At 42.5% G+C, this 24,010-nt stretch carries 22 protein-coding genes, 1 tRNA gene and 1 riboswitch; all 23 genes read left to right on the forward strand.

The genetic code is table 11. The annotated features are described in order from the left end of the window. Window positions 1-133 precede the first annotated feature (133 nt). Window positions 134-1,363, forward strand: coding sequence for an electron transfer flavoprotein subunit alpha (locus VMW39_05500; protein ID HUW23467.1), 1,230 nt, complete (start codon window positions 134-136; stop codon window positions 1,361-1,363). A gap of 169 nt (window positions 1,364-1,532) precedes the next feature. Then, complete coding sequence (gene smc / locus VMW39_05505) at window positions 1,533-5,087, forward strand: chromosome segregation protein SMC (GenBank protein HUW23468.1); 3,555 nt, start codon at window positions 1,533-1,535, stop codon at window positions 5,085-5,087. Between the two features lie 183 nt (window positions 5,088-5,270). Then, window positions 5,271-5,990 carry a WecB/TagA/CpsF family glycosyltransferase gene (locus tag VMW39_05510; protein HUW23469.1) on the forward strand — a complete coding sequence of 240 codons (720 nt, stop codon included), beginning with the start codon at window positions 5,271-5,273 and terminating at the stop codon, window positions 5,988-5,990. Between the two features lie 9 nt (window positions 5,991-5,999). Further along, entirely contained in the window at window positions 6,000-6,740 is a 741-nt protein-coding gene (locus VMW39_05515; GenBank protein ID HUW23470.1) for a metallophosphoesterase family protein, read from the forward strand. Window positions 6,741-6,792: 52 nt separating this feature from the next. Further along, window positions 6,793-6,918, forward strand: a riboswitch (FMN riboswitch). A 100-nt stretch (window positions 6,919-7,018) separates the two neighbouring features. Beyond that, window positions 7,019-8,116, forward strand: coding sequence for a bifunctional diaminohydroxyphosphoribosylaminopyrimidine deaminase/5-amino-6-(5-phosphoribosylamino)uracil reductase RibD (ribD, locus tag VMW39_05520; GenBank protein ID HUW23471.1), 1,098 nt, complete (start codon window positions 7,019-7,021; stop codon window positions 8,114-8,116). 17 nt (window positions 8,117-8,133) lie between these two features. After that, the gene (locus VMW39_05525; protein ID HUW23472.1) at window positions 8,134-8,772 is read left to right on the forward strand and encodes a riboflavin synthase; all 639 of its coding nucleotides are present in this window, start codon (window positions 8,134-8,136) and stop codon (window positions 8,770-8,772) included. Beyond that, window positions 8,769-9,968 carry a bifunctional 3,4-dihydroxy-2-butanone-4-phosphate synthase/GTP cyclohydrolase II gene (locus VMW39_05530; GenBank protein HUW23473.1) on the forward strand — a complete coding sequence of 400 codons (1,200 nt, stop codon included), beginning with the start codon at window positions 8,769-8,771 and terminating at the stop codon, window positions 9,966-9,968. The genes VMW39_05525 and VMW39_05530 overlap by 4 nt, the downstream gene beginning before the upstream one ends. 127 nt (window positions 9,969-10,095) lie before the next feature. After that, window positions 10,096-10,563: a 6,7-dimethyl-8-ribityllumazine synthase gene (ribE, locus tag VMW39_05535; GenBank protein HUW23474.1), complete on the forward strand. Its 468-nt coding sequence runs from the start codon at window positions 10,096-10,098 to the stop codon at window positions 10,561-10,563. 40 nt (window positions 10,564-10,603) lie between these two features. After that, entirely contained in the window at window positions 10,604-11,026 is a 423-nt protein-coding gene (nusB, locus tag VMW39_05540) for a transcription antitermination factor NusB (GenBank protein HUW23475.1), read from the forward strand. A 4-nt stretch (window positions 11,027-11,030) separates the two neighbouring features. Beyond that, on the forward strand, window positions 11,031-13,058 hold the full coding sequence (gene ligA / locus VMW39_05545) for an NAD-dependent DNA ligase LigA (protein ID HUW23476.1): 2,028 nt from the start codon (window positions 11,031-11,033) through the stop codon (window positions 13,056-13,058). A gap of 168 nt (window positions 13,059-13,226) precedes the next feature. Beyond that, window positions 13,227-14,267: a DUF362 domain-containing protein gene (locus VMW39_05550; GenBank protein ID HUW23477.1), complete on the forward strand. Its 1,041-nt coding sequence runs from the start codon at window positions 13,227-13,229 to the stop codon at window positions 14,265-14,267. A gap of 14 nt (window positions 14,268-14,281) precedes the next feature. Then, window positions 14,282-14,746 (forward strand): Mut7-C RNAse domain-containing protein, encoded by a 465-nt coding sequence (locus tag VMW39_05555; GenBank protein HUW23478.1) that lies wholly within the window; start codon window positions 14,282-14,284, stop codon window positions 14,744-14,746. 71 nt (window positions 14,747-14,817) lie between these two features. Then, window positions 14,818-15,372 carry a DUF3786 domain-containing protein gene (locus VMW39_05560; protein ID HUW23479.1) on the forward strand — a complete coding sequence of 185 codons (555 nt, stop codon included), beginning with the start codon at window positions 14,818-14,820 and terminating at the stop codon, window positions 15,370-15,372. A 5-nt stretch (window positions 15,373-15,377) separates the two neighbouring features. Then, window positions 15,378-16,025, forward strand: coding sequence for a RecX family transcriptional regulator (locus tag VMW39_05565; GenBank protein HUW23480.1), 648 nt, complete (start codon window positions 15,378-15,380; stop codon window positions 16,023-16,025). Window positions 16,026-16,034: 9 nt separating this feature from the next. Beyond that, the gene (locus tag VMW39_05570; protein HUW23481.1) at window positions 16,035-17,219 is read left to right on the forward strand and encodes an MFS transporter; all 1,185 of its coding nucleotides are present in this window, start codon (window positions 16,035-16,037) and stop codon (window positions 17,217-17,219) included. Between the two features lie 174 nt (window positions 17,220-17,393). Next, entirely contained in the window at window positions 17,394-17,879 is a 486-nt protein-coding gene (locus VMW39_05575; protein HUW23482.1) for an NAD(P)H-dependent oxidoreductase, read from the forward strand. Further along, on the forward strand, window positions 17,876-18,346 hold the full coding sequence (locus VMW39_05580) for an HIT domain-containing protein (protein ID HUW23483.1): 471 nt from the start codon (window positions 17,876-17,878) through the stop codon (window positions 18,344-18,346). Before VMW39_05575 ends, VMW39_05580 begins: the two co-directional genes overlap by 4 nt. Before the next feature lie 20 nt (window positions 18,347-18,366). Further along, the gene (locus tag VMW39_05585) at window positions 18,367-18,810 is read left to right on the forward strand and encodes a tetratricopeptide repeat protein (protein ID HUW23484.1); all 444 of its coding nucleotides are present in this window, start codon (window positions 18,367-18,369) and stop codon (window positions 18,808-18,810) included. Beyond that, the gene (locus VMW39_05590; GenBank protein HUW23485.1) at window positions 18,810-19,418 is read left to right on the forward strand and encodes a CsgG/HfaB family protein; all 609 of its coding nucleotides are present in this window, start codon (window positions 18,810-18,812) and stop codon (window positions 19,416-19,418) included. The genes VMW39_05585 and VMW39_05590 overlap by 1 nt, the downstream gene beginning before the upstream one ends. A 108-nt stretch (window positions 19,419-19,526) precedes the next feature. Next, entirely contained in the window at window positions 19,527-22,250 is a 2,724-nt protein-coding gene (gene alaS, locus VMW39_05595; protein ID HUW23486.1) for an alanine--tRNA ligase, read from the forward strand. A gap of 140 nt (window positions 22,251-22,390) precedes the next feature. Further along, the gene (locus tag VMW39_05600; GenBank protein ID HUW23487.1) at window positions 22,391-23,077 is read left to right on the forward strand and encodes a hypothetical protein; all 687 of its coding nucleotides are present in this window, start codon (window positions 22,391-22,393) and stop codon (window positions 23,075-23,077) included. Between the two features lie 165 nt (window positions 23,078-23,242). Beyond that, window positions 23,243-23,317: transfer RNA gene (locus VMW39_05605), tRNA-Arg, on the forward strand. A 308-nt stretch (window positions 23,318-23,625) separates the two neighbouring features. Next, window positions 23,626-24,010, forward strand: a 385-nt coding sequence (locus tag VMW39_05610) for a hypothetical protein (protein ID HUW23488.1), incomplete at its 3' end; no start/stop codon positions are given.

The raw sequence follows: 24,010 nt of genomic DNA on the forward strand, positions 1-24,010 counted from the left end.
CTGGGAGATCCTGAAGAACAGGCTCAAAAATTGGTGGAGAAACTCCGCCAGGCAAAAGTAGTCTGATAAAGGGAGAAAAAAATCCCTTTTACCCTTTGGGGAGAGGGTTAGGGTGAGGGGGTTTGGAGGAAATTTGGGTATCAAGATTCTTGAAGACAAATGTACAGGTTGTTCGCTTTGCGTAAAAGCCTGTCCCTTCGGTCTAATTAAGATAGTCTCCAGGGAAGAAGTGGGCAAGCCACATCCCAAGTATAAGAAAATTGCTGTGATTGGAGAAGGATGTAATCTTTGCGGAGCTTGCCTTGAGCCCTGTTCTGTTCAAGCCATATTGATTGAAAGGGAAGAAGCGAAACCGCGAGCCGATATCTCCCAGTATAAAGGCGTATGGGTCTTTGCCGAACAAAAAAAGGGGGAAATTCAGGGTATTGCCTATGAGCTTCTTGGAGAGGGAAGGAAGTTAGCTGACCAGTTGGGAGAGAAACTTTCCTGTGTGTTGTTAGGAGAGGGAATGGATGAGGCAGCTAAAGAACTTATAGCCTATGGTGCAGATAGAGTCTACCAAATTGAAGGCTCTATTCTAAAAAATTTCCAGGATGACCCCTATACTGATGTCCTTACTGATCTGATACAGAAGGAAAAACCTGAGATTGTTTTGATGGGCGCTACTGTAATTGGCCGTTCTTTTGCTTCACGTGTAGCAGCAAGGCTGAGCACAGGACTTACTGCTGACTGTACTGAGCTGGCTATAGACCCCAAGACCAGGCAACTTCTTCAGACAAGGCCTGCCTTTGGAGGAAACATTATGGCCACTATTACCACCCCACACAATCGTCCCCAAATGGCTACGGTCAGGCACAAAGTGTTTAAAAAGGCAGTAAAGCAGGAAAATCGCCAGGGAGAAGTCATAAAAGAGAGTGTAGAAGACAAGGAACTTTCCTTGAGGACTAAACTTTTAGATATAGTTCAAGACCTAACCCAGACCGTGAATCTCGCCGATGCCGATATCATTGTGTCCGGAGGACGCGGATTGGGAGGACCTGAAAATTTCCATATTATTGAAGAATTGGCCCGCACTTTAGGAGGCGCTGTTGGTGCCAGTCGAGCAGCAGTTGATGCCGGCTGGATACCCTATTCGCATCAAGTAGGACAGACTGGTCGCACTGTCTGTCCCAAAATATATATTGCTTGTGGAATTTCTGGAGCCATTCAGCATCTGGTGGGCATGCAGTCTTCAGAAATTATTGTGGCAATTAATAAGGACACTAATGCTCCTATCTTCAAAATTGCCACCTATGGTATTGAAGGTGACCTTTTCCAGGTTGTTCCCGCCCTAACTAAAAGGTTGAAAGAAGTTCTGAGTTAAAGTAGCTATTCCCTAAATTTACCTTTCTCTTTCCCACCATTTTAGACCATTTTTTTCTTGATAATTTAAGACGATTTTGATATATTATATAATAAATGTAGTGTAGGGCTTCATGCCCGTAATTTGTAATCGGGGAAAATGTACCTGTCACCATAAATGGGAGATTCGATTGTATTTTAAGAAACTGGAGATATTTGGATTTAAATCATTTGCTGATAAGATTACTGTAGATTTCGAACCGGGAATTACCTGTATCGTTGGGCCTAATGGTTGTGGAAAGACCAATATTGTTGATGCGATACGCTGGGTTCTGGGGGAACAGAGTGCCAAACAGCTTCGTGCTGGCAAGATGGAAGATATTATTTTTAATGGTTCCCGGACGCGTAAACCCGTAGGATTAGCTGAGGTTTCGCTCAGTTTAGACAACTCGCAAAATATCCTACCCATCGAATACCGAGAAGTCACTGTTACTCGTCGCCTATTTCGTTCTGGAGAATCCGAATACTACATTAACAAGTCTCCTTGTCGCCTTAAAGACATAACTGCATTATTCTTAGATACAGGGATGGGCACAGATACTTATTCTTTGATGGAAGATAAGAAGATTGATTTCATTTTAAATAGTAAGCCAGAGGAGCGCCGAACAATCTTTGAAGAAGTAGCAGGGGTAATGAAATACAAATGGAGAAGAGAAGAGGCGCTTCGCAAATTGGAGAGCACACAGGCAAATCTTATGAGATTGTCAGACATAATAAGTGAAGTGAAAAGACAAATCAATTCACTCGATTATCAGGCGAGAAAAGCGCGCCAGTACCAAAAATATAGAGAACAACTCAAACGTCTGGAAATAAGACGGCTCATGAAAAACTATACAAAAATAAAGGAAGAATTCACCCAGGGAGAAGAAAATTTAAGTTCACTTTCCTCTCAGGCGGAGAGGTTAAGTAGCGAGTGTAAACAGAAAGAGGATTCAACCCTACAACTTCGCCTGCAATTAAAGGAGAAAGAAGAAGAGCTAACCAAGACTCAGAGAGAATTATTTTCCATCTCCAGTGAAATTAGCCGATTTGAAGACAGACTTCTTTTGGGAAAAGAGAGGAAAGAAGAGATAGAAGGAGAAAAAGCACAACTGAGGGAACAGATAGAAGATAGTAATAATAAAATTACCTTACTGGATGAAAAAATTTCTCAAACAGAAAAAGACAGCGAGGAATTAATCAAACAACTTGATGAGACCAACACAGCCTTTTCTTCCAAGGAAGAAATTCTTCGCTCACTTACAGAGAGACTCGTTCATTTGAGTGGTTCTCTTGAGGAGAGAAAAGAGGCTCTGGTGGAACTGATGAATAAAACAGCTCAGGCTCGGAATCGGTTAATCAGTTTGGAATTGGACAGAAAGAGCCTACTTTCCAGAAAAGAGAAGTTAAATACTGACGAGAAGCGTAGGCGTGAAGATAAGGAAATTTTGCAGGGAGAAATCTCCAGCAAACAAGAGGAACTGAAGAAAGAAAATGAAAAATTAGCAGAGATAAACGAGAGGAATAATCTTTTAGTAAAGGAAAAAGACTCTCTTGTGGAGAGTCTTAAACAGACAATAAATAGGGTTAGTGAGTTACAACAAAAATATAGTCTTAGGTCAGCCCTTGTTCAATCCTCAAGCGAGTTGAATCAAAAAGAAGCCTTAGTGGAAGAGGTATTATCCAGAGGATTCCCCGGCATATACGGGGCTGTGAAAAGTTTTATCAGTTTCCCTCCTGAACATGAAGTGGTTCTGGAGAAACTTCTTGGTGAACGTCTACAATATCTTGTTTGTGAAGATACCCAGAGTGCTTTAGCAGTGATAGAATATCTAAAAAAAGAAAAGAAAGGTTACCTTACTTTTCTTCCTATTAAGGAATTGCCTGTCTCAAATCCCGGTCCGGTAATTCCCCAGGACGTTGTAGGGATACCCCTGTTGGAGAAAGTGGGATACGAAAAGAAATATCAGAAAGCGATGGAATTCCTTCTGGGCAACATTTTTTTAGTGGATAACCTCGACCGGGTCGACCCAATGGAAATGAGAAGTCGCCAGGAAGAAAAAAGTAAAAAGGAAATAATTTTTCTCACAAAAGAAGGAGATATTTTAACCTCTTCGGGGATTCTTTCTGGTGGCAGTCGGGAATTCTTAGAAGAGAATATTTTAATTCGCGATAAAAAAGTTAAAGAATTAGAGAAAGAAATTTCTCAATTAAAGGAAGAACTGGATAAGACAATTACCCAAAGAGCGAAATTAGAAGAGAAAATATTTGATGTAAATAGCCAGATAGAGAAAAATAATGCGCTCTCTCAGAAAGCACAGATTAATATTGCCCAGCTGGGAGGGGTGATTTCGCAGAAGGAGGAGCTTAGGAAAAGGCTCGATTCTGAAATTAATCTTCTCATTGATGAACAAAGTATCATAGGAAAGGATATTTCTACCGGCGCCACTGATGTTGAACAATTATCGAATGACCAGAAGGCGGGAGAGACATCCCAGAAAGAAATTCAGGAAATGATAAAAGAATTGGAAAAGGACCTCCATTCTGTTGTTGCACAGGAGAAAGAGGAAAGAGAAAAACTCATCGAGTTGAAGATACTCAAGACCCAACTTGAGGAAAAAAAGCGCAATCTACAATCTGAAAAGTCGCACCTGGAAAACGAGAGAGAAAGCCTGTTGAACCTGCTAGACCAGAGGAAAGAATCATTGGCTAATCTGGAAGGCAAGGTAACCGGTATAGAAGAAGTAAAGTTTTCCGGAGAAAAAGAAATATCGTCTCTTTCCGAATCCCAAAATAAACTGGAAATAGAACAGAAAAGATTACAAGAAGAGAAAGAAAAGATTAATCAGAACTTGCAAGAAGAAGAGACTATTCTGGGACAGAAGAAAGGCGAATTATCGAGGATTCAAACCGACTTAACCCAAGAAAAGATAAATAGTAACCGCCTATCTCTGGAGCTGAACCAAATTAACGAAAAGTTGACAGAAGAATTTAATCTTTCTTTAGACGAAGCTCTGCAGACGGTTTCCCAGTCTCCTGTTGATACTTCAGAGGATTATGTGAGGAGCATAGAGAAGTTGAAACGCAGCATTGAAACAATGGGGCCAGTTAATCTCGCTGCTCCTGAAGAGTATGAGAGACTAGATGAGCGTTACAAATTTCTTAAGAGCCAGGAGGAGGACTTAATTAAGTCATCGGAAGACCTGCACAAAGTTATAGGCAAAATCGATGGAACTACCCGTGCAAATTTCAGGAAAACATTCACCAGCGTGCGGAATAATTTCCAGAAAGTATTTACCCAGCTCTTCGAAGGAGGGGAAGCCGACCTAATCCTCGCAAATGAAGCGGATTTATTGGAAACAGGAGTCGATATTGTGGCCCAACCGCCAGGCAAGAAACTTCAGAACATCTCTCTCTTATCAGGAGGAGAAAAAACCCTCTGCGCCATCGCTCTTCTATTTGCTTTATTCATGGTTAAACCATCACCTTTTTGTGTTCTTGATGAGATCGATGCTCCGCTGGATGATGCCAACCTGCAGAGGTTTACTATGCTATTAAAAGAATTTGTAAATAAAACACAGTTCATCGTTGTGACCCACAACAAGAAGACCATGGAGATGTCCGATGTTCTTTATGGAGTCACCATGGAAGAGTTTGGCATCTCCAAACTCATCTCCGTAAAATTCCAAAAGCCGAGCCCCGCCTAAAAAATTTTCTGAAAAACATTGGTAGGGGCTCAATTCATCAAACCCTCACACCAAATAATTGGAGTAGCACCGCTTGCGGTGCGTTGACGCGAAACAAGTTTCGCTACTCCAAACGAACCAGGGGCTTGTCCCCGTAAAAATTACGCCCATAAAGGGCTACACTACTCACAAATTATGGACAGGGTGAAGATTTCAGATATATTTATTGACAATCTGGAATGGGATAGAATAGCAGACGTTGTAGAAAAATTTATTGGAAGTCAAAAAGCACAACAGATAATTACTGCTAATTCTTTGATGGTCAACTCTGTGGAAAGAGACCCTGAATTGAAGGGAGCTTTCCATAACGCCGGTCTCGTCCTTGCCGATAGCATAGGTATTGTTCGGGCAGCGGAGTTTTTAGGCTATGGAAAACTTGCGCGCATACCGGGCATAGAGTTAATGTTGAAGTTTTGTCAACTGGCAATTTCCAGAGGTTACTCTGTATATTTGTTAGGCTCGCCTGAATCCGTATTAAAAAAAGCAAGGGAGAATCTAAGGGAAAAATTTCCCGGGCTAAGAGTTGTGGGAATGCACCATGGATATTTTACAGAGGATGAACGCGATAGAATTTTGAAAGAAATCAAGAATCTTAAACCCCACTTCTTATTTGTAGGGATTGGAACACCTCGTGGAGAAAAGTGGATTTACCAGAACCTCGAGGAACTAAACGTTCCTGTTTGTATGGGGATTGGCGGTAGCCTGGATGTGATTTCTGGAAGGTTGAGAAGAGCACCCAGATGGCTTTGCCAGAGAGGATTTGAGTGGACTTACCGCTTGCTCCAGGAACCCTGGCGGGTTGTTCGCCTGCCTGGGTTATTATGTTTTGTCTGGAAAGTAATCAAACAGAGATTGAGAAGGTAATCTATCGATATGAAATATGGCATCATTTCTGATATTCATAGTAATCTTGAAGCATTGAATATAATCCTGGATTATTTGAAACGCACGGAAAAGATAGACAGATTTATCTGTTGCGGAGACATCGTTGGATATGGAGCGAAACCCAATGAGTGCACAGAAATTATTCGCCAGCTGGATAATTGCCACACGGTCGCCGGCAATCATGACTGGGGAGCTGTTGGTTTAGAAGATACCAGTTTCTTTAATCCCATTGCTTTGGCAGCAGTAGAATGGACCGGACGCCATTTGACTGAAGATAACCGAAATTACCTTAAAAACTTTGCCTCCGAGATAGAAGAAAATAATTTTATACTCGTTCACGGAAGTCCCAGGGACCCTATTAATGAATACATTTTTGAAAAAAGCACTTTCTTAGAAAATCTTCCCAGGATAAAGAAGAATATCTGTTTTGTGGGGCACACTCATGTTCCCTTATGTTTATATGCAACACCCTTGCAAGAGATTGAGGGAATTCCACTCGATGATGGAACGGTTCTGGAAATAAATCCATCTTATAAGTATCTTATAAATTGTGGAAGTGTTGGCCAACCCAGGGATGGTGATCCCAGGGCTAGCTGTGGGATTTATGATGAGGAGACAAATGTTCTCAGAATAAAGAGGATAAAATACGACATTGCCAAAACTCAGGAAGAAATTTTAAATGCAAAGCTTCCCCCAACTCTTGCTCTGAGACTGAGCTACGGCAGATAATTGACTTATAGAAATTACTTGACAAAAACCACCACATTTATTATTCTTTCAAGTGAGTCTTCGGGATAGGGTGAAATTCCCCATCGGTGGTGAAAGTCCACGAACTCCGATTTGTATCGGAGTCGAACTGTTGAAATTACAGTACCGACGGTTAAAGTCCGGATGGAAGAAGATTCCAATAAGGGATCTAATAATAAATAGTGTAGAAACATTCCTCGCTTAAGTAAAGCGAGATATCCCGAAGAAATATTCTTCGGGTTTTTTTTACTCAGATGAAGATGAATCCTGAAAGTGAATTACTGTTTATGCAGAAAGCGATAGCCCTTGCCAGGAAAGGTTCATTCAGGGTGAGCCCTAATCCCAAAGTTGGTTGTGTTCTGGTTAAGGAGGGTAAGATTATTTCCCAGAGGAGTCACCAACATTTTGGGGGTCCTCATGCTGAGATTAATGCTTTGAAGGAAGCAGGATTGAGAGCTAAAGGCTCTACTATGTATATTAATCTAGAGCCGTGTTGCCATTATGGCAAGACGCCTCCGTGCACAGAAGCAATTATCGAGGCGGGAGTTAAAGAGGTTGTTGTGGGAATGGTTGATCCCAATCCTCTGGTAAACGGAAAGGGATTAAGGGAACTGAAAGCAAAAGGAATTAAGATAAAATTGGGAGTGTTGAAAGAGGCATGTGCTAAACTGAATGAGCCCTACATAAAATATATCACCCGGGGAGTACCTTTTGTAATTCTGAAATCGGCAATGTCTCTGGACGGGAAAATAGCTACACCAAAAGGAGACTCCCAATGGATTACCAGCGAAGCATCCCGAAAATACGTGAAAACGCTACGTAACCAGGTGGATGCTATCCTGGTAGGAATAGATACTGTTTTACAGGATAATCCTGGGCTTTTGAGTAGTCGTTCTAAAAAGAGACCTATCAGGGTAGTCCTGGATAGCCACCTGAGGATTCCTTTAGATGCCCGGGTGCTCAATTCTCGGGCCCCCACCATAGTGGTTACTCAAAAGGGAGTAGATAAGAAGAGAATAGAAAATTTGGAAGCCAGAGGTATTGAAGTCCTCCAGATACCGAGATGGAGAAAACATCCCCAAAGAGGTCTTGACCTGAAGTTTCTAATGAAGAAATTGGCTAAAAGAGGAATTACTTCTATCCTCATCGAGGGTGGAGGTAAAGTCAATGCTTCGGCATTAGAGATGGGATTGGTGGATAAGATTCTCTTCTTCATTGCTCCCAAAATTATTGGTGGAGAGAAGGCGATTACTCCAGTGGAAGGCGAGGGAATAGATAGGATTGGAGAGGCAATAAAATTGAAAGATACTAAAATCAGGAAATTTGGCGATGATATTTTATTCGAAGGATATGTTTAGGCTGCAGGGATGAACAGATGTTTACCGGAATAATCGAGAAGATGGGAATAGTAGTAGAGAAGAGCCCCAATAGAATTACTATAGAAACCGAGTGGAAAGATTTAAAAGTGGGCGAATCGATTTCTGTCAATGGTGTTTGCCTTACAGTTGCCCAGAGCGATAATTTCAGACCATTGGGAAGATTCACTGCAGACTTATCTCCTGAGACTCTTAGCAGCACAACGCTGGACAGTTTAAAGGTTGGAAATAGATTAAATTTAGAGAGAGCGTTGAAATTAGGAGAACGCCTGGGAGGGCATTTCCTCAGCGGGCATGTGGATGATGTAGGAAAGGTTAGAGCAATTGTAAGAGAAGAAGGGGGAAAGATTTTCGAAATCACAACTTCTCCAGAAATTTTGAAATATATCGTTCCTAAAGGTTCAATTGGCGTAGATGGAATCAGTTTGACTGTAGTTCGAGTAATTAATGGCATAGGTTTTTCTGGCTCTATCATTCCCCACACCGAGAAGGTTACCACTTTTGGTTTTCTGAAAGTGAATGATTCAGTAAATATTGAAGTGGATATGTTAGCAAAATATGTTGAGAATTTAATCAACAAGAAAAAAGAGAAATCTGGTATAACCAGAGAATTTCTCTTAGAAAAGGGATTTCTATGAAGTTCAACACAATTCCGGAAGCGATAGAATATATTAGAAAAGGCAAAATGGTCATTGTTATTGATGATGAGGAACGGGAGAACGAAGGCGACCTGGTCATGGCAGCATCGAAAGTGACTCCTGAGGCAATAAATTTCATGGCCAAATATGGTCGAGGACTGGTCTGTCTGGCAATTGTTGGGGAAAGGCTGGATAAGCTGGGAATTAAGCCGATGGTGGCCAATGGCGTGGAGTTACGTGAGGCAGCATTCACAGTTTCTGTTGATGCCAGGAAAGGCACGACTACAGGAATTTCGGCTCACGACCGGGCAACTACAGTAAAAACAGTGATTAACCCCAGGACCAAGCCTTCTGACCTTTGCAGTCCCGGACACATCTTTCCTCTCCGCTATCAGGAAGGAGGTGTTCTGGTGCGTGCAGGTCATACTGAAGCAGTTGTAGACCTGGCGAAGCTGGCAGGTTTATACCCTGCTGGGGTGATTTGTGAGATAATGCATGAAGATGGTAGAATGGCCAGGACGCCCGAACTTTTCCGCTTCGCTAAAAAATATAAGATGGCTATTATTACTATTGCTGACTTGATTGAGTATCGCCGGCGAACAGAAAAATTCATAAAAAGGATAGCCACCACCAGATTACCTACAGAATTTGGCGAATTTAAAATAATTATCTATGAGTCCCTTCTGGACAATGAGCACCATCTCGCCCTGGTAAAAGGAGAAGTAAAAGGCAAGAAAGACATTCTGGTGAGAGTCCACTCTTCCTGTTTAACCGGGGATATCCTCCATTCCCTGCGCTGCGATTGCGGTTCCCAGTTACATCGAGCAATGGAAATAATTGAAAAGAAAGGTCAAGGAGTCATATTGTATATGAATCAGGAAGGCAGGGGTATTGGATTGGTGAACAAAATAAAAGCATACGAACTACAAGATAAAGGTTTAGATACCGTAGAGGCTAACAAAGTTTTAGGGTTTAAGCCAGATTTGAGAGATTATGGCATTGGTGCTCAGATACTTGCAGACCTGGGACTGTCCACCATAGCTCTTCTAACCAATAATCCTCGCAAGATTGTGGGAATAGAAGGCCATGGATTGAAGGTAACCAAGAGAATCCCCCTGGAAATAAGGCCCACCAGGGCAAATCAAAAGTACCTTCGGGTCAAGAAAAAGAAATTAGGCCATATGTTAGAAGTTTGAAATTGTAGCAGCAGAGCGATAGCTCTGCTAAATGTATGTAGTGTAGGGGCTTGTCCCCGTAAACATTACGCCCATGAAGGGCTACACTACATAGAATGAAGATAATGTAAGCAAAGGAGGAGGGAAAATGGCTAAAGTACATGCGGGAAAGATGATGGCGAAAGGAAAGAATTTTGGGATTGTAGTTTCCAGGTTTAATGATTTCATCAGCCAGAAACTACTGGACGGGGCTCTGGATGCTTTAAGGAGACACGATGCTGATGAAGAGCGGATTGAAATTTTTTGGGTCCCCGGTTCTTTTGAAATTCCTTGGGCAGCAAGGAAGATGGCATTGAGCAAGAAGTATGATGCGATATTGTGTTTGGGAGCAGTTATCAGAGGTGATACACCCCATTTCGATTATATTGCCAGTGAGGTGGCTAAAGGTATAGCACAGACTTCTCTTTCCACAGGAGTGCCCACTCTCTTCGGCATAATCACTGCTGATAATCTGGAACAAGCTATCAACAGGGCGGGAACCAAGGATGGTAATAAAGGTGCCCAGGCAGCATTGAGTGCAATCGAGATGGTAAATTTACTACCTATGATGGAATAGATAAAATAGAGCCGGTCTATTTGATTTAAAGGTGACAAATATGGGGCTACGTCGTCTATCCAGAGAGTATGCTCTGCAAATTTTGTATGCTATAGATGTTTGTAAATTGGAAGCAGAAGAAGCCCAGGAATCCTTCTGGAAGGAGCATAAATCTGGCAAAAAAGTTCTGGAGTTTGCCACAACTTTAGTTGAGGGGACAGTAAAGAATTTATCTCAAATCGATTCTTTAATTATTAAGTACGCTCGAAACTGGGATATACACAGGATGGCTTCAATTGACCGTAACATTTTGCGCCAGGCCACCTTCGAAATTCTCTATCTTCTGGACATACCGATAAATGTGATAATTAACGAAGCAGTGGAGGTGGCAAAAAAATATTCTACTGAAGAATCGGGGAAGTTTGTTAACGGAATTTTAGACAAGATAAAAGAAGCCCGTAGTGCGAAAGATTTGAAGGAGTGAGGTTATGGGGAAACTCGAGGAAGTTAAAAGAAAAGTGGAGAAATTAAGGGAAGAAATTCGCCACCACGATTATCGTTATTATGCTCTTAACCAACCCGAGATTTCAGATAAAGAATACGATGATTTAGTAAAGAAACTAAACCAGTTAGAGAAACAACATCCCCAGCTCATCACTCCCGATTCACCCTCCCAAAGAGTGGGAGAGAAACCACTTATAGGTTTCAAAACGGTTAAGCACCGGGTTGCTATGCTTTCCCTCGATAATACCTATTCTTCTGAAGAGATAGAAGAGTGGGATAAGAGAGTTCACAAGGGATTGTCTGACGAAAAGGCAGAATACGTTGTGGAGCTGAAAATCGATGGTGTAGGTGTATCATTGACATACCAAAAAGGCGTTTTCCTTGTGGGCGCTACGCGGGGTGATGGTGTTGTAGGGGATGATATTACTCAGAATCTCAGAACTATAAAGTCTATACCATTGAGATTTATCACTACCGAGAGTTCACAATTACCGGATTTGATTGAAATTAGGGGAGAAGTATTTATGGAGAAGAGCGACTTCGAGAAATTGAATCTGGAAAAGAAGAAAAAAGGTGAAGCTCTTTTCGCCAATCCCCGCAATGCTACTGCTGGTTCTTTAAAACTTCTCGATTCGCGGCTCACTGCTCAAAGGAAGTTGACCTGTTTTATCCATTCGTTTGGCACCCTTGAAGGGGGAAAAATTTACAAGACCCACTGGGAATTTTCGCAATCTGCAAAAAGGCTGGGACTTCGGGTTAACCCAGAAATTAAACTGTGCAAGAACATTGATGAAGTAATCAGTTATTGTGGAGATTGGGAGAAGAAGAGAGGAAGATTGGGTTACGAAATTGATGGGATGGTTGTAAAAGTTAACTCCTTACTGCAGCAGAAGAGACTGGGTTACACAATGAAGAGCCCCCGTTGGGCTATAGCCTATAAATTTCCTGCTCAACAGGCGACAACTACTCTTAAAGATATCATCCTCCAGGTTGGTAGAACTGGGGTCATCACTCCCGTGGCTATGCTTAAGCCAGTTGAATGTGGAGGAGTGACTATAAGCAGAGCCACTCTGCACAATTTTGATGAGATAAACAGGCTTGATGTGCGAATTGGAGACAGGGTTATTGTGGCAAGGGCTGGAGAGGTTATTCCCAAAATTGTCAAGGTAGTAGAATCTGTTAGAAAAGGGAGAAAGGAAATTTTTAAAGTGCCCGAGAAGTGTCCCAAGTGCGGAGGAAGGATTACAAAAGAGAAAGAAGAGGAAGTTGCTTATCGTTGCATTAATCCCTCCTGTCCAGCTCAGCTGGAGAGAGGTCTGGTCCACTTTGCTTCCCGGAATGCTATGGACATCGAGGGTTTCGGTGAGTCAGTAGTGGAGCAGGTGGTGAGTAATGGATTAGCCAAAGATTTTGCTGACATTTATTCGCTCAGGAAAGAGGACTTCTTGAAGCTGGAACTATTTGCTGAAAAAAGAGCGCAGAATCTACCGGATGCCATAGAAAAGAGCAAGGAAAGACCTCTGGCTCGGTTACTGTTCGCTTTAGGGATTCGTCACGTGGGAGAGAAGGCAGCGGAAACTCTGGCTGAAGAGTTTGGTTCTCTCGATGCATTGATGGAGGCAAAAGAAGAGGAACTGGAGAGGATTCCAGAAGTGGGGCCAGTCCTTGCGGGAAGCGTGAAGGAGTTTTTTAAACAGAAGGAGATAAAGAGACTTATTGAGAGACTTAAGAAGGCAGGACTCAAGCTGGAACAGAAAAGGGTAAAGAGGAGTCCCCAGATATTGGCTGGGAAAACTTTCGTGTTTACAGGAGAGCTAAAGGGATACTCCCGGACAGAAGCTGAAGAGTTGGTAAAGAATTTGGGAGGAAAGGCAAGTTCTTCGGTGAGCAAGAAGACTTCTTATGTAGTTGTTGGTGAAAGTCCCGGCTCAAAGTATGAAAACGCGAAGGCACTGGGCGTTCCCATCCTTTCCGAAGAACAGTTTGAGAAATTAATTAAGAAAAGAAGGTAGTGTAGGGGCTTTATTCCCGCAATGATTTTGGTCGCGTAGGGGCGACCTTTACGGTCGCCCAAGGGTTTATCCCCGTAAGGATTACGCCCATAAAGGGCTACACTACCGGCAATAAGGATTACGCCCATAAAGGGCTACACTACCAACAACTTTTGGAAAGGAGAATAATTGTCTAAGGTCTATTTTATCGATTTCAAATCCCTGCGCAAGTTTAAGAAACTACTTCTCCACGCCGGTTTAGATAGGGTAGTTTCAAAAAATGACATAGTGGCTATCAAATTACACTTTGGAGAGAAAGGGAACAGGGGATATGTGAAGCCAGAATATGTCCAGCGGGTGGTCAAAGAGGTGAAAGCGTTAAAAGGGCGACCGTTTTTAACTGACTCCAATACTATATATGTTGGGGAGAGGTCTGATGCCTTAAGACATCGGGCTATTGCCAGAACCCATGGTTTTAGTTTAGAAAATTGCGGAGCTCCTATAGTAATCGCCGATGGCTTGAGGGGAAATAGCTTTGTGGAAGTAGAAATCGGCCAGAAACATTTCAAAAAGATAAAAGTCGCCAGCGCTCTTTATCAAGCTGATGGGTTGATTTTTGTTACGCACTTCACGGGGCATGAATTAGGTGGTTTCGGAGGAACTCTTAAGAATGTTGGAATGGGTGGTGCTTCCCGCACTGGTAAATATGAAATACATGAAGCAGTCGTTCCCAAAATAGAAAAGGGCAAATGCACTGGATGTGGGGTCTGTGTTACGTGGTGTCCCGCGGGAGCTATTAATATAGTAAAGAAGAAAGTCAAGATAGATAATAATAAATGCATAGGTTGCGGGGAGTGTATCCTTTATTGCAATTTTGGCACTCTCTCTATCGAATGGAGCAATTTAACAGAGAGTGAGCAAGAAAAGCTTGTCGAGTATGCTTATGGAGTTCTGAAGAACAAGAAGGTTCTGTTTATTAACTTTCTTAATTTCATTACTAAGTTGTGCGACTGCTGTGCCACTACAGCCGGCCCTGTTGTTCCGGACATTGGCATCTTAGCCTCTTTCGATCCGGTAGCAATTGATGAAGCTTCTGTGAAGTTGGTTAACGAAGTAGGAAAAAGGGATGTATTTCGCCAGCTCTTTCCCGGGAAAGATTGGGAATTTCAGCTCAATTACGCTCAGAAGTTAGGTATGGGAACAAGGAATTATGAGTTAGTGAGGATATAAATAGAGAACGAGCTATGAAATTCTTAGTAGATTTTATGCTTGGCAGGCTTTGCAAATGGCTGAGGTTACTCGGTTACGATGTCTCCTACTTTGTGTCTGACAAGAAGAGTGATTTAATTTATCAAAGTCTCAAAGAGGCAAGAATAATATTGACCCGGGACCACCGATTAAGCAAGAAGAAAGCGATAAAGTTAGTTATAATTAATAGCGATTTACTGGAAGAGCAATTGGAACAGGTTTTTTCCGAACTAAATATTAAAGTAGACCCTGACGAGATATTCACAAGATGCTTAGTGTGTAATGAAATTCTTCAGAAAGTAGAAAAAGAGAAGGTTAAAGATAAAATCCCCACTTATGTTTTTCAGACACAGAAAGAATTTTCCTATTGTCCAAATTGTCAGAAGGTATACTGGAAAGGCACCCATTGGGACCTGGCACATCAACTCCTCAAAAAATTAAAAAGCGATAAAAAAAATTAAGCAGGAGTTCCTCTCCCCTTGGGGGAGAGGATTAAGGTGAGGGGGGAAGGTAAAGTCACTGGAAAAAGCTCATGGGATACGAAGTTGCTATTTCAAAAGCGTGGGCAGAATTAGAAAATATTAGCCAGAAAAAAAATCATATTGTTCGCTTTCTGGATGATGAATATAATATTGATTTAGAGAAAAAAAGCATTTTGTCCCTATCTACCAATGTTCCCCCAAAGACTCACATCAGCATTTTGCTACTGCATTATCTTTCCCGTAAATTAAAAGGGCTACCTAACCCAACAGGAGAATGGATTTCCTTTAAGCAATTAGATGGCGGTCAGTTTTATTATTCTGTTTTCAGGAAGCGTGTCCTGGAACCCATAATTAAAAAATATGGAGATAATCCTCAAGGCCTTATTTCTGAATTGACAAAGCGCTTTAAAGGCAAAGAAGTCAAACAAGCAGACGCAAGCGTTGTTTTTGACGTATTTGATGGCATACCATTATTTATTAAATTGTGGCGAGGCGATGAAGAATTCGGCGCCGAAGCAAATCTCCTCTTTGATAGAAGCATCAGCGAAATCTTCTGCACGGAAGATGCAGTAATTACGGCGGAAGTCGTAGCCTCTACGATTTGAAGACTATGAAAATAACCAAAATTGAGAAGCAGAAACGTCGACAAGACTTATATTCCTTATTTCTCGATGGAAAATATGCATTCCATTTGCATAAAGATGTGCTTTCCGACTTGAGATGGAAAATAGGACAGGAAGTTGACCAACAAGAGATAAGAAGAGTCACTCGCCTGGAACAGCTCAAGGAAGCTCACGATTACGCATTTCTTCTCTTATCCTATCGTGCCCGGAGCTGTCAGGAAATCACAGAGAGGCTTCTTAGAAAAGGATATGAAAGAGAGATAGTCCAGGAGGTGGTTGAGAAATTAAAAAGCCTCCATTATCTGGATGACCGCGCTTTTGCCATAGAATGGGTAGAAAGTAGGTTAAGAGAGAAAAGAGGAAAGATACTAATACGTCGGGAACTTTTGCAAAAGGGAATAGAAAAGGAGGTAATCGACGATTCCATAGATGAAAGCTTTAAGAAGATTGCCTCAACTGAGGACGAATTGGCCTGGCAAGCAATTGAAAGGAGGATTCCCCGGTATCAGAAATTAGAAAAGTCGAAAGCCTATCGTAGAATAAAGGATTTCTTAATTCGTCGAGGATTTTCCATTGAGACTACCGAAACTACCCTCAATAATTTTTTTCAGAACTACAGGAAAGATTCTGAATAGAGTCATAGTATGAAAAAGTTTATAAGCGGTCTGGGAATTAACATCTTTCTTCTGGGAACAATCAGTCTCCTAACCGATGTCTCCAGCGAGATGATGCTGGCTATCCTGCCACTTTTTATTGTTTCTCTGGGTGGAGCGGGAATAGCTATTGGTCTTATTGGCGGTATAGGAGACAGTGTAGCTTCCTTGCTTGAGGTCTTCTCCGGATACTGGTCGGATAGATTGAGAAAGAGAAAATCTTTTGCTTTCTTTGGCTACTCCCTTTCCTCTGTAGCAAAACTTTTCTTTCCTTTGGTCTCAAGCTGGACGCAACTTTTAATCTTAAGACCGCTGGAAAGAATAGGGAAAGGTATACGCACTGCTCCTCGCGATACTATAATTGCTTCCTCAGCTAAGGTGGAGGTTAGAGGAAAAGCATTCGGATTCCATCGGGCAATGGATTCTTTTGGTGCTTTTTTAGGAGCCTTTTTAGCTTTTATTCTCTTCTGGTTTTTAAAATTTGAATTTAAGCCCATACTTCTTATTGCAGCTCTAATTAGTTTTCTGGCTCTAATTCCCTTTATCTGGGTAAGAGAGAAAGTGGCTGATACCTATCCTAAAAGTAAAACTTCCTTTAGAATAAGTTTGATAAATCTTCCCCCATCCTTTAAAAGATACCTTATGGTTGCAGTCGTCTTCGCTTTAGGAAACTTTACTTATATGTTCTTTATTCTCAGAGCCAAGGATGTCTTCCAACCTTTTTTTCCTTCCAGGTTGGCTATGGCTATTCCCATTCTACTATATTGCTGGTTTAATATCGTTTATGCTCTATTTTCTTTACCTGGAGGAATGCTCTCAGATAGAATTGGTCGAAGGAGAACTTTGAAGATTGGCTATTTCATATATAGTCTCTCTTGTCTCGGATTTGCACTCACGAGAACACTCACATCTTTCATTATTCTGTTTGCCCTTTATGGAATCTCTTTTGCCCTGGTGGTAGGGAATCAACGCGCATTTGCTTCAGATTTTGTAGAAGAGAATCTACGAGGAACAGCGTTAGGCACATTCCACACAGCAATAGGTATCTCTACGCTCATAGCAAGCATTTTTGCCGGAATCTTATGGACATATAGTCCCAAACTGACATTTTCCTATGGAGCAGTCCTGGGTCTGGTAGCAGCCATAAGTATTGGCTCTATTGGAAAAAAGATGTAGTGTAGCCCTTTATGGGCGTAATTATTTCCGGAGTAGTATAGTCCTTTATGGGCGTCCCGATTTATTGGGACGGGGACAAGCCCCTACACTACCACAACATATTTTTAACTATTGGTTGAATTCCTTTTCTGAATTAGGTATAATAACCTCAAAAGGAAAAACGGAGGATAATCTATGGCTAAAGTTTTGATTATTTACTATTCCCTTACTGGAAACACAGAGAAGATGGCAAACATAGTGGCAAAAGGAGTAGAAAAAGAGAAAGTAGAAGTGGAAATAAAAAAAGTTGAAGATGTAAAAGTTGACGAGTTAAAAGATGCGGATGGAATAATCATCGGGTCGCCAACCCATTATGGCTCAATGGCTTCCCAGATTAAACAACTTTTTGAGGAGAGCAGGAAACTGCAGAGACAATTAGTGGGCAAAGTAGGAGCAGCCTTCACTTCCAGCCATTGGGTAGGTGGAGGAAACGAGACGACAATTATGGATATTCTCCGGGCATTCCTTATTCATGGGATGATTGTTCAGGGGGAAGCAACAGGCGACCACTATGGACCTGTGGCTCTTTACGCGCCTGATGAGAGAAGTAGTAATCAATGTGAAATATTAGGGCAGAAGGTGGCCAGGCTGGTTAAGAGGTTAAAAGAGGAGGTTGAATGAAGATTCTCTGGGCTCCCTGGAGGATAAAATACATCTTAGGAAAAAAAGAAGGATGTATATTCTGCGATAAGGTGAAAGAGAATAAGGACAGGGAGAATTACATACTTTTGCGCGGGAAAAATGCCTTTGTAATACTTAATACTTTTCCTTACAGTAATGGTCACCTTATGGTTGCTCCTTATAAACATGTGCCTGATTTAGATGGTCTGGAGGAGAGTGAGTTGGCCGAACTGATGAGGCTTGTTAAGACTTGCACTCAAATTCTCAAGAAAGCCTTGAAACCAGAAGGTTTCAACATTGGAGCAAATCTGGGCAAAGCATCCGGGGCTGGTGTTGAAGGACATATCCACATTCATATTGTTCCTCGCTGGGAAGGAGATACCAGCTTTATTTCTACCGTGGGAGACACCAAGATTATTCCCGAATCTCTGGATGATACTTATGGGAAGCTTCTGGCAGCTTTGTAAAATTTTTTTAAGGAGTGAAAATGATTAAAAAGAGACTCGTAGTATCTTTCATTAGCGTATTCCTTGTCTTACTTTTTTTCTCGAGGGGAATATGCAGAACTGAGGCAGATGTTCATTTCGAAAAAGGTGTGGACTACATCAATCAGGGAGATTATCAACAGGCAATTGAAGAGTTCAATCGGGTAATAAATATCGATTCCGAATACGTTGACGCTTACTGCGGAATCGGCATAGCTTACCTGAACCAGAAAAAGTATAAGGAAGCAATAGAAGCCTTTGAGAAAGCAACAGCTCTGGATCCCGATAAACCAATTGCCTATTATCTTCTGGGTAAAGCCTACGAAGAGACAATGAATTATGAAAAGGCAATTTCTGCCTGGAATAAATTCCTCGCTCTGCGTCCCGGAGGGAAACGTGCCAAGAGACTGAGGAAGCATATCAAAAGATTGGAGGAATCTAAATAATGAAACCTAACAGAATTGTAGGCTGGCTATTACTCTCTATCGTTCTTTTCTCTTTTCTGGCTCTATTTTTCGGATGCGTTCCCCGCACTGCAATAAAAAAAGGATACGATTTCACCAGAATTAATCGTATTGGCGTGCTGGAGTTTACCAGTTATAGAGAACACATATACGCTGGAAATGCAGTGACTGATGAATTCATAAGGCAATTGATATTTAGGGATATCGATGTTGTTGAACGAGAGAGGCTGGAGAGCCTGCTCAGGGAACAACAGCTGGCCGGAAGCAAATACCTCGACCCTGAGACAGTTAAGCAAGTGGGCAAGATATTGGGGGTGGACGCATTGGTTACAGGGACGGTTACCAAATACATTGCTGAAGGGAGAGAGACTATCTATTTCAGGGACGAAGATGGAAATATTAAGACGGAGGTTTTCCTGAAAAGGGCTGAAGTGGGAGTTAGCGCCCGTATGATTGATGTAGAGACAGGATTGATTGTCTGGGCAAGTTCCTACACCTATGAATCCTTCGATATGGAAGGGGCAATTCGCGGAGTAGCATCTAGGCTGTTAAACTCCCTGAAAAAAGCGTGGCCCCGCATGAAGTTATAAAATAGTTGTAGCTGCAGAGCGATAGCTCTGCATTGTAGGGGCGGCCCGCCGTGGCCGCCCAAAGGAAGGGACGGCACAGAGTCCGTCCCCTACATAGGAAAGACATAAATGCTAACCAGCGATGAAATAAGAAAAAGATTCTTAGACTATTTCGAAAAAAGGGCTCACAAAGTTGTCTCCAGTATGAGCCTCATTCCCCAAGACCCCACCCTCCTATTCACCAGCGCCGGAATGGTGCAGTTTAAGAATATGTTCCAGGGCAAGAGTAAACTCGCTTTCCGTCGCGCAGCCTCCTCTCAAATCTGTTTTCGTACAACCGATATCGAAAAGGTAGGAAGCACAGCCAGGCATCTTACTTTCTTTGAGATGCTGGGCAATTTCTCCTTTGGCGACTACTTCAAAAAGGAAGCTATCGAGTGGGCATGGGATTTCTTAACTAAAGAGATGGGCCTTCCCCAGGAGAAACTTTATGCTTCAGTATATACAGAAGATGGAGAAGCTTACGAGCTTTGGAAAAGATATCTGCCGGAAGAGAGAGTAGTTAAACTGGGAAAAGAGGATAACTTCTGGGAGATGGGACCCACCGGACCCTGCGGACCCTGTTCGGAGGTTTTGATGGATATGGGAGAGGATATGGGATGTGGCAAGCCGGAGTGCGCTCCTGGCTGTGATTGCGACCGATGGCTTGAGGTGTGGAATCTCGTTTTCACCCAGTTCGATAAAGATGAGCAGGGTAATTTAAATCCCCTACCCCAGAAGAATATCGATACAGGGATGGGATTAGAGCGATTGGCAGAAGTTGTTAATGGGAAGAATAACTGTTTTGATATAGACTTATTAAGGCCCATTGTTGAGCATACCTGTGAACTGACTGGTTTAGAATATGGTAAGGACGAGAAAGTCGATGTTTCCTTGCGCATTATAGCCGACCATGTTCGGGCAATCACCTTCTTAATTTCTGAGGGAGTCTTGCCTTCCAATGAGGGGAGAGGATATGTGTTAAGAAGGGTACTGCGCAGGATGGTCCGTCAAGAACGCCTTTTAGGTGTTAACCAGACCTTACTTTATAAACTGACTGGTAAAGTTGTGGAAATTATGGGAGATGCCTATCCAAATCTCCGCTCCCGACGTGAACATATCGCCACTGTGACCAAAATGGAAGAGGAGAAGTTTCAGGAAACGTTAGATGCAGGAATGAGAATACTCGACGGATTGATTAAGGATTTAACCTCTCGCGGGAAAGAGAGGGCAATTCCCGGAGAAGAGGTGTTCAGGCTTTACGATACTTATGGATTCCCCTTAGATTTGACCAAAGAAATTGCTCAAGAGAGAGATTTCTCTCTCGATTTTCCAGGATTTGAGAGGGAGATGGAAGCCCAGAAGAAGAGGGCACGAGAGGCCTGGAAAGGCTCCGGGGAGGTAGATATGGGATTTTATGAAGAGCTCAAAAAGGAGTTAGGCGAAACTATATTTCGCGGATACGATTTCAGTGAGTTAACTTCGCAAATACGGGCCATCTTGAGACGAGATAAGTCAACCAATAAAGTTACCAGGACAGAAGAAGCAAAGGAAGGCGAAAAGGTAGAAATTATCCTCACGGAGACGCCCTTTTACGGAGAAGCAGGTGGACAGGTGGGAGATGCGGGTAAGATACTGAAACCTTCCGGGAAATTGAAAGATATAAAAATTACAGAGATAAAAGAAGAAGATATTGAAGCAAGAGTTGAGGTCTTTGATGCCAAGAGACCCGTTGAAGGATTGGTCATCCACAATTGCAGAGTGGGCACAGGTAGTTTAAAGACAGGTGATGTAGTAGTAGCTTATGTTGATGTTTCCGGAAGGAAGGATATAGCCAGGCACCACACAGCCACTCACCTCTTACAGTCTGCACTGCGCCAGGTTTTAGGCAAGCATGTGGGGCAGTCCGGTTCTCTTGTGGCGCCCGACAGGTTAAGATTTGACTATACCCATTCCAAACCCTTGACGAAGAGAGAGATTGATCGGATTGAAGAGATTGTGAATAGTGCCATATTGAGGAACTTTCCCGTATTAACTTCAGAAACTACTTTAACTCAAGCCAAAGAGATGGGCGCCCTGGCATTCTTTGGAGAAAAGTATGGCGAGAAGGTCAGGACAGTGATGGTCACCTCAGAAAGTCTGTCTGCGCCACAGCACGCTTACAGCTTTGAGCTTTGTGGAGGAATCCATTGCCGTTCAACTGGCGAGATCGGACTGTTCAGGATAATCTCAGAGACAGGCATAGCAGCCGGGGTTCGGAGGATAGAAGCCCTGGCTGGTAAGAGGGCTTATGAATATACCAAGGGAGAAGAGAGAATAATTGCAGGAATGGCAGAGGTGCTCAAGGTTCCCCAGGATGAACTTGTTAGCCGTTTGGAAAAGATGGTCAAGGAAAATAGGGCGTTGGCGAAAGAGATAGAATCTCTAAGGGGCCAAACAGTCTCCTCCTCAGTGGAAAAATTAGTCAAGAAGGCAAAAACAGTCGGCAAGATAAAACTCGTTTCTGCAAAAGTGGAAGCTACGAATAGAACTATCCTCCGCTCCTTTGGTGACCAGTTAAGAGACAAACTCAAATCCGGAATCATAATCTTGGGAGCCGTAATTGAGGGCAAGGTCGCTCTCCTTTCAGTAGTAACTCAGGACCTGGTAAAGAAAGGTTACCACGCAGGAAAAATCATAGGAGAAGTAGCCAAATTGGTTGATGGCTCTGGCGGAGGAAGGCCGGATATGGCCCAGGCAGGAGGCAAATCAGTAAACAAGCTCGACAGCGCCCTCGCCAAATCCGAAAAACTAATAGGCAAATTAAAGAAATAACTCGTAGGGGCGACACTCTGTGGTCGCCCATATTGGTAGTGTAGGGCTTTATGCCCGTAAAATTCTATTGTTGTAGGTATTTATGGCGGTAAGAATTTTGGAGTCCTTGCGAAAGCAAGGTTTATTTTGGAACGACTCAAATGAAAAAAACTATTCCTCTCTTAATCCTATTCTCACTATCCACATTCGCCATCCCAAACAAATCATTCGCCGAACAATTAATAAGCCTCAAAACAGAATATTTCAATTCCAGAAACCACAATTTCGAAGAGATTTATGGTTCTGGAGCGATCTTTGGAATAGGTGGAAGATTTGAAGGAGACTCTGGAATATTCTGGGGTCTCGAACTGGAATACTTTTCCAGAAAAGGAGAACCGTTAGACTACCCCGCAAGGAAATCCAAGAAGGGTTTAATAGTAGAAGGTCCTGACCTTAGTGACAAGACAAGCGTAAGCTGGAATATGGACAGGACTTCTACCAGGTTAACAGTTATTTCAGTTCTATCAACAGTCATCTATAAACCACTTAAGGGAAGCCCCGTTTCCCCAAATTTTACCGTGAAAACGGGCTTCACCGGAACAAAGGAGAAGTTTTCCGGAGAATACGAGTACCAAGGTAGTGATGGTTGGGAGGAGTTTAAAGACGACAAGAGCGCCTTCGGTTTCCTGGTCGGCGGTTCGGGCGGAGTAGAATTTTTCCGAGGCCCCTTCCGCGTTTTCCTCTTTTGCGGTTACAATTATGTCCCATCCTGGTCAAATCTCGGCTACCAGGACCTCGGCGGTTTTACTGCTGGCGGACAAATCCTCTTCACCATCCACCTCGACTAAGAGGGGTCTTGGTAGTGTAGGGCTTTATGCCCGTAATAATTTTGGCAGTGTAGGGGCGACACTCTGTGGTCGCCCGGTATTGTAGCCGCAGAGCGACAGCTCTGCCATATTGGTAGTGTAGGGCTTTATGCCCGCATAAAGAGAAAGGTGAGGGGGAGCAATTTTGCGCCTGTAGCTCAACGGATAGAGCAGCGGCCTCCGGAGCCGCGTGTGGAGGTTCGATTCCTCTCAGGCGCGCCATAAATTAATATAGGGCATTGTCACTCGAAAATAAATTTGGTCCAATATTTTTACTGAAGACTCTGAAATAAAAGAGCTATCCTGGTGTCCTCATAAATCCTATTGTGGTTTTTATTTCCATGGCTGGAACAAATCGGAATAATACATATATTGGAGTCGTCGAACGCGTCTTGAATAGCAAGGAGTATCCGTACATTAACACTTGCCTTGGCCAATATATTAGATATGTCTTAGAACAACGTGAGCCAAGTCGATTCTTTATTATTGAAATACTCCAAAATTGTCCTGCCAATGAACTAGAGTCTTTTTTGAAAAAAGTTTGTTCCATTCTTGAAATGGAATGTGGAGAATTGATTCAGAACTTTGGCCTAAACTCGGACTTAATAACTCCAGAACCAGACAAATTTTACGATATATATAATGAGTTTGGAACCGTATCTAGGCTACAAAAGGAGGGGTTCTATAACATTAAGAAAATTAGGAAACCAGCGCAGGACGAGGGAAGATACGCGGACTTTACGGCGTATTGCGGAAATGATAAGTATGCCGTTGAAGTGAAAACTACTAGACCCTCAGAAAAAGAGAATAAAGCAAGGATAGGACCGCCTTCCTGGCATCTAGCATTTAATAAAGGTCATTTGAGAAACTTATTGGAAACTAAAGTAAGAGATATCCTCCCTTCAGCCCGAGAAC

The organism is bacterium (genome assembly GCA_035530055.1).
GTDB lineage: Bacteria > UBA6262 > WVXT01 > WVXT01 > WVXT01 > WVXT01.

Coding starts and splice junctions, on each gene's coding strand:
- VMW39_05515 (HUW23470.1), top strand. CDS start 6,000: ATGAAATATGGCATCATTTCTGATATTCATAGTAATCTTGAAGCATTG.
- ribD (HUW23471.1), top strand. CDS start 7,019: ATGAATCCTGAAAGTGAATTACTGTTTATGCAGAAAGCGATAGCCCTT.
- VMW39_05525 (HUW23472.1), top strand. CDS start 8,134: ATGTTTACCGGAATAATCGAGAAGATGGGAATAGTAGTAGAGAAGAGC.
- VMW39_05530 (HUW23473.1), top strand. CDS start 8,769: ATGAAGTTCAACACAATTCCGGAAGCGATAGAATATATTAGAAAAGGC.
- ribE (HUW23474.1), top strand. CDS start 10,096: ATGGCTAAAGTACATGCGGGAAAGATGATGGCGAAAGGAAAGAATTTT.
- nusB (HUW23475.1), top strand. CDS start 10,604: ATGGGGCTACGTCGTCTATCCAGAGAGTATGCTCTGCAAATTTTGTAT.
- ligA (HUW23476.1), top strand. CDS start 11,031: ATGGGGAAACTCGAGGAAGTTAAAAGAAAAGTGGAGAAATTAAGGGAA.
- VMW39_05555 (HUW23478.1), top strand. CDS start 14,282: ATGAAATTCTTAGTAGATTTTATGCTTGGCAGGCTTTGCAAATGGCTG.
- VMW39_05560 (HUW23479.1), top strand. CDS start 14,818: ATGGGATACGAAGTTGCTATTTCAAAAGCGTGGGCAGAATTAGAAAAT.
- VMW39_05565 (HUW23480.1), top strand. CDS start 15,378: ATGAAAATAACCAAAATTGAGAAGCAGAAACGTCGACAAGACTTATAT.
- VMW39_05570 (HUW23481.1), top strand. CDS start 16,035: ATGAAAAAGTTTATAAGCGGTCTGGGAATTAACATCTTTCTTCTGGGA.
- VMW39_05575 (HUW23482.1), top strand. CDS start 17,394: ATGGCTAAAGTTTTGATTATTTACTATTCCCTTACTGGAAACACAGAG.
- VMW39_05580 (HUW23483.1), top strand. CDS start 17,876: ATGAAGATTCTCTGGGCTCCCTGGAGGATAAAATACATCTTAGGAAAA.
- VMW39_05585 (HUW23484.1), top strand. CDS start 18,367: ATGATTAAAAAGAGACTCGTAGTATCTTTCATTAGCGTATTCCTTGTC.
- VMW39_05590 (HUW23485.1), top strand. CDS start 18,810: ATGAAACCTAACAGAATTGTAGGCTGGCTATTACTCTCTATCGTTCTT.
- alaS (HUW23486.1), top strand. CDS start 19,527: ATGCTAACCAGCGATGAAATAAGAAAAAGATTCTTAGACTATTTCGAA.
- VMW39_05600 (HUW23487.1), top strand. CDS start 22,391: ATGAAAAAAACTATTCCTCTCTTAATCCTATTCTCACTATCCACATTC.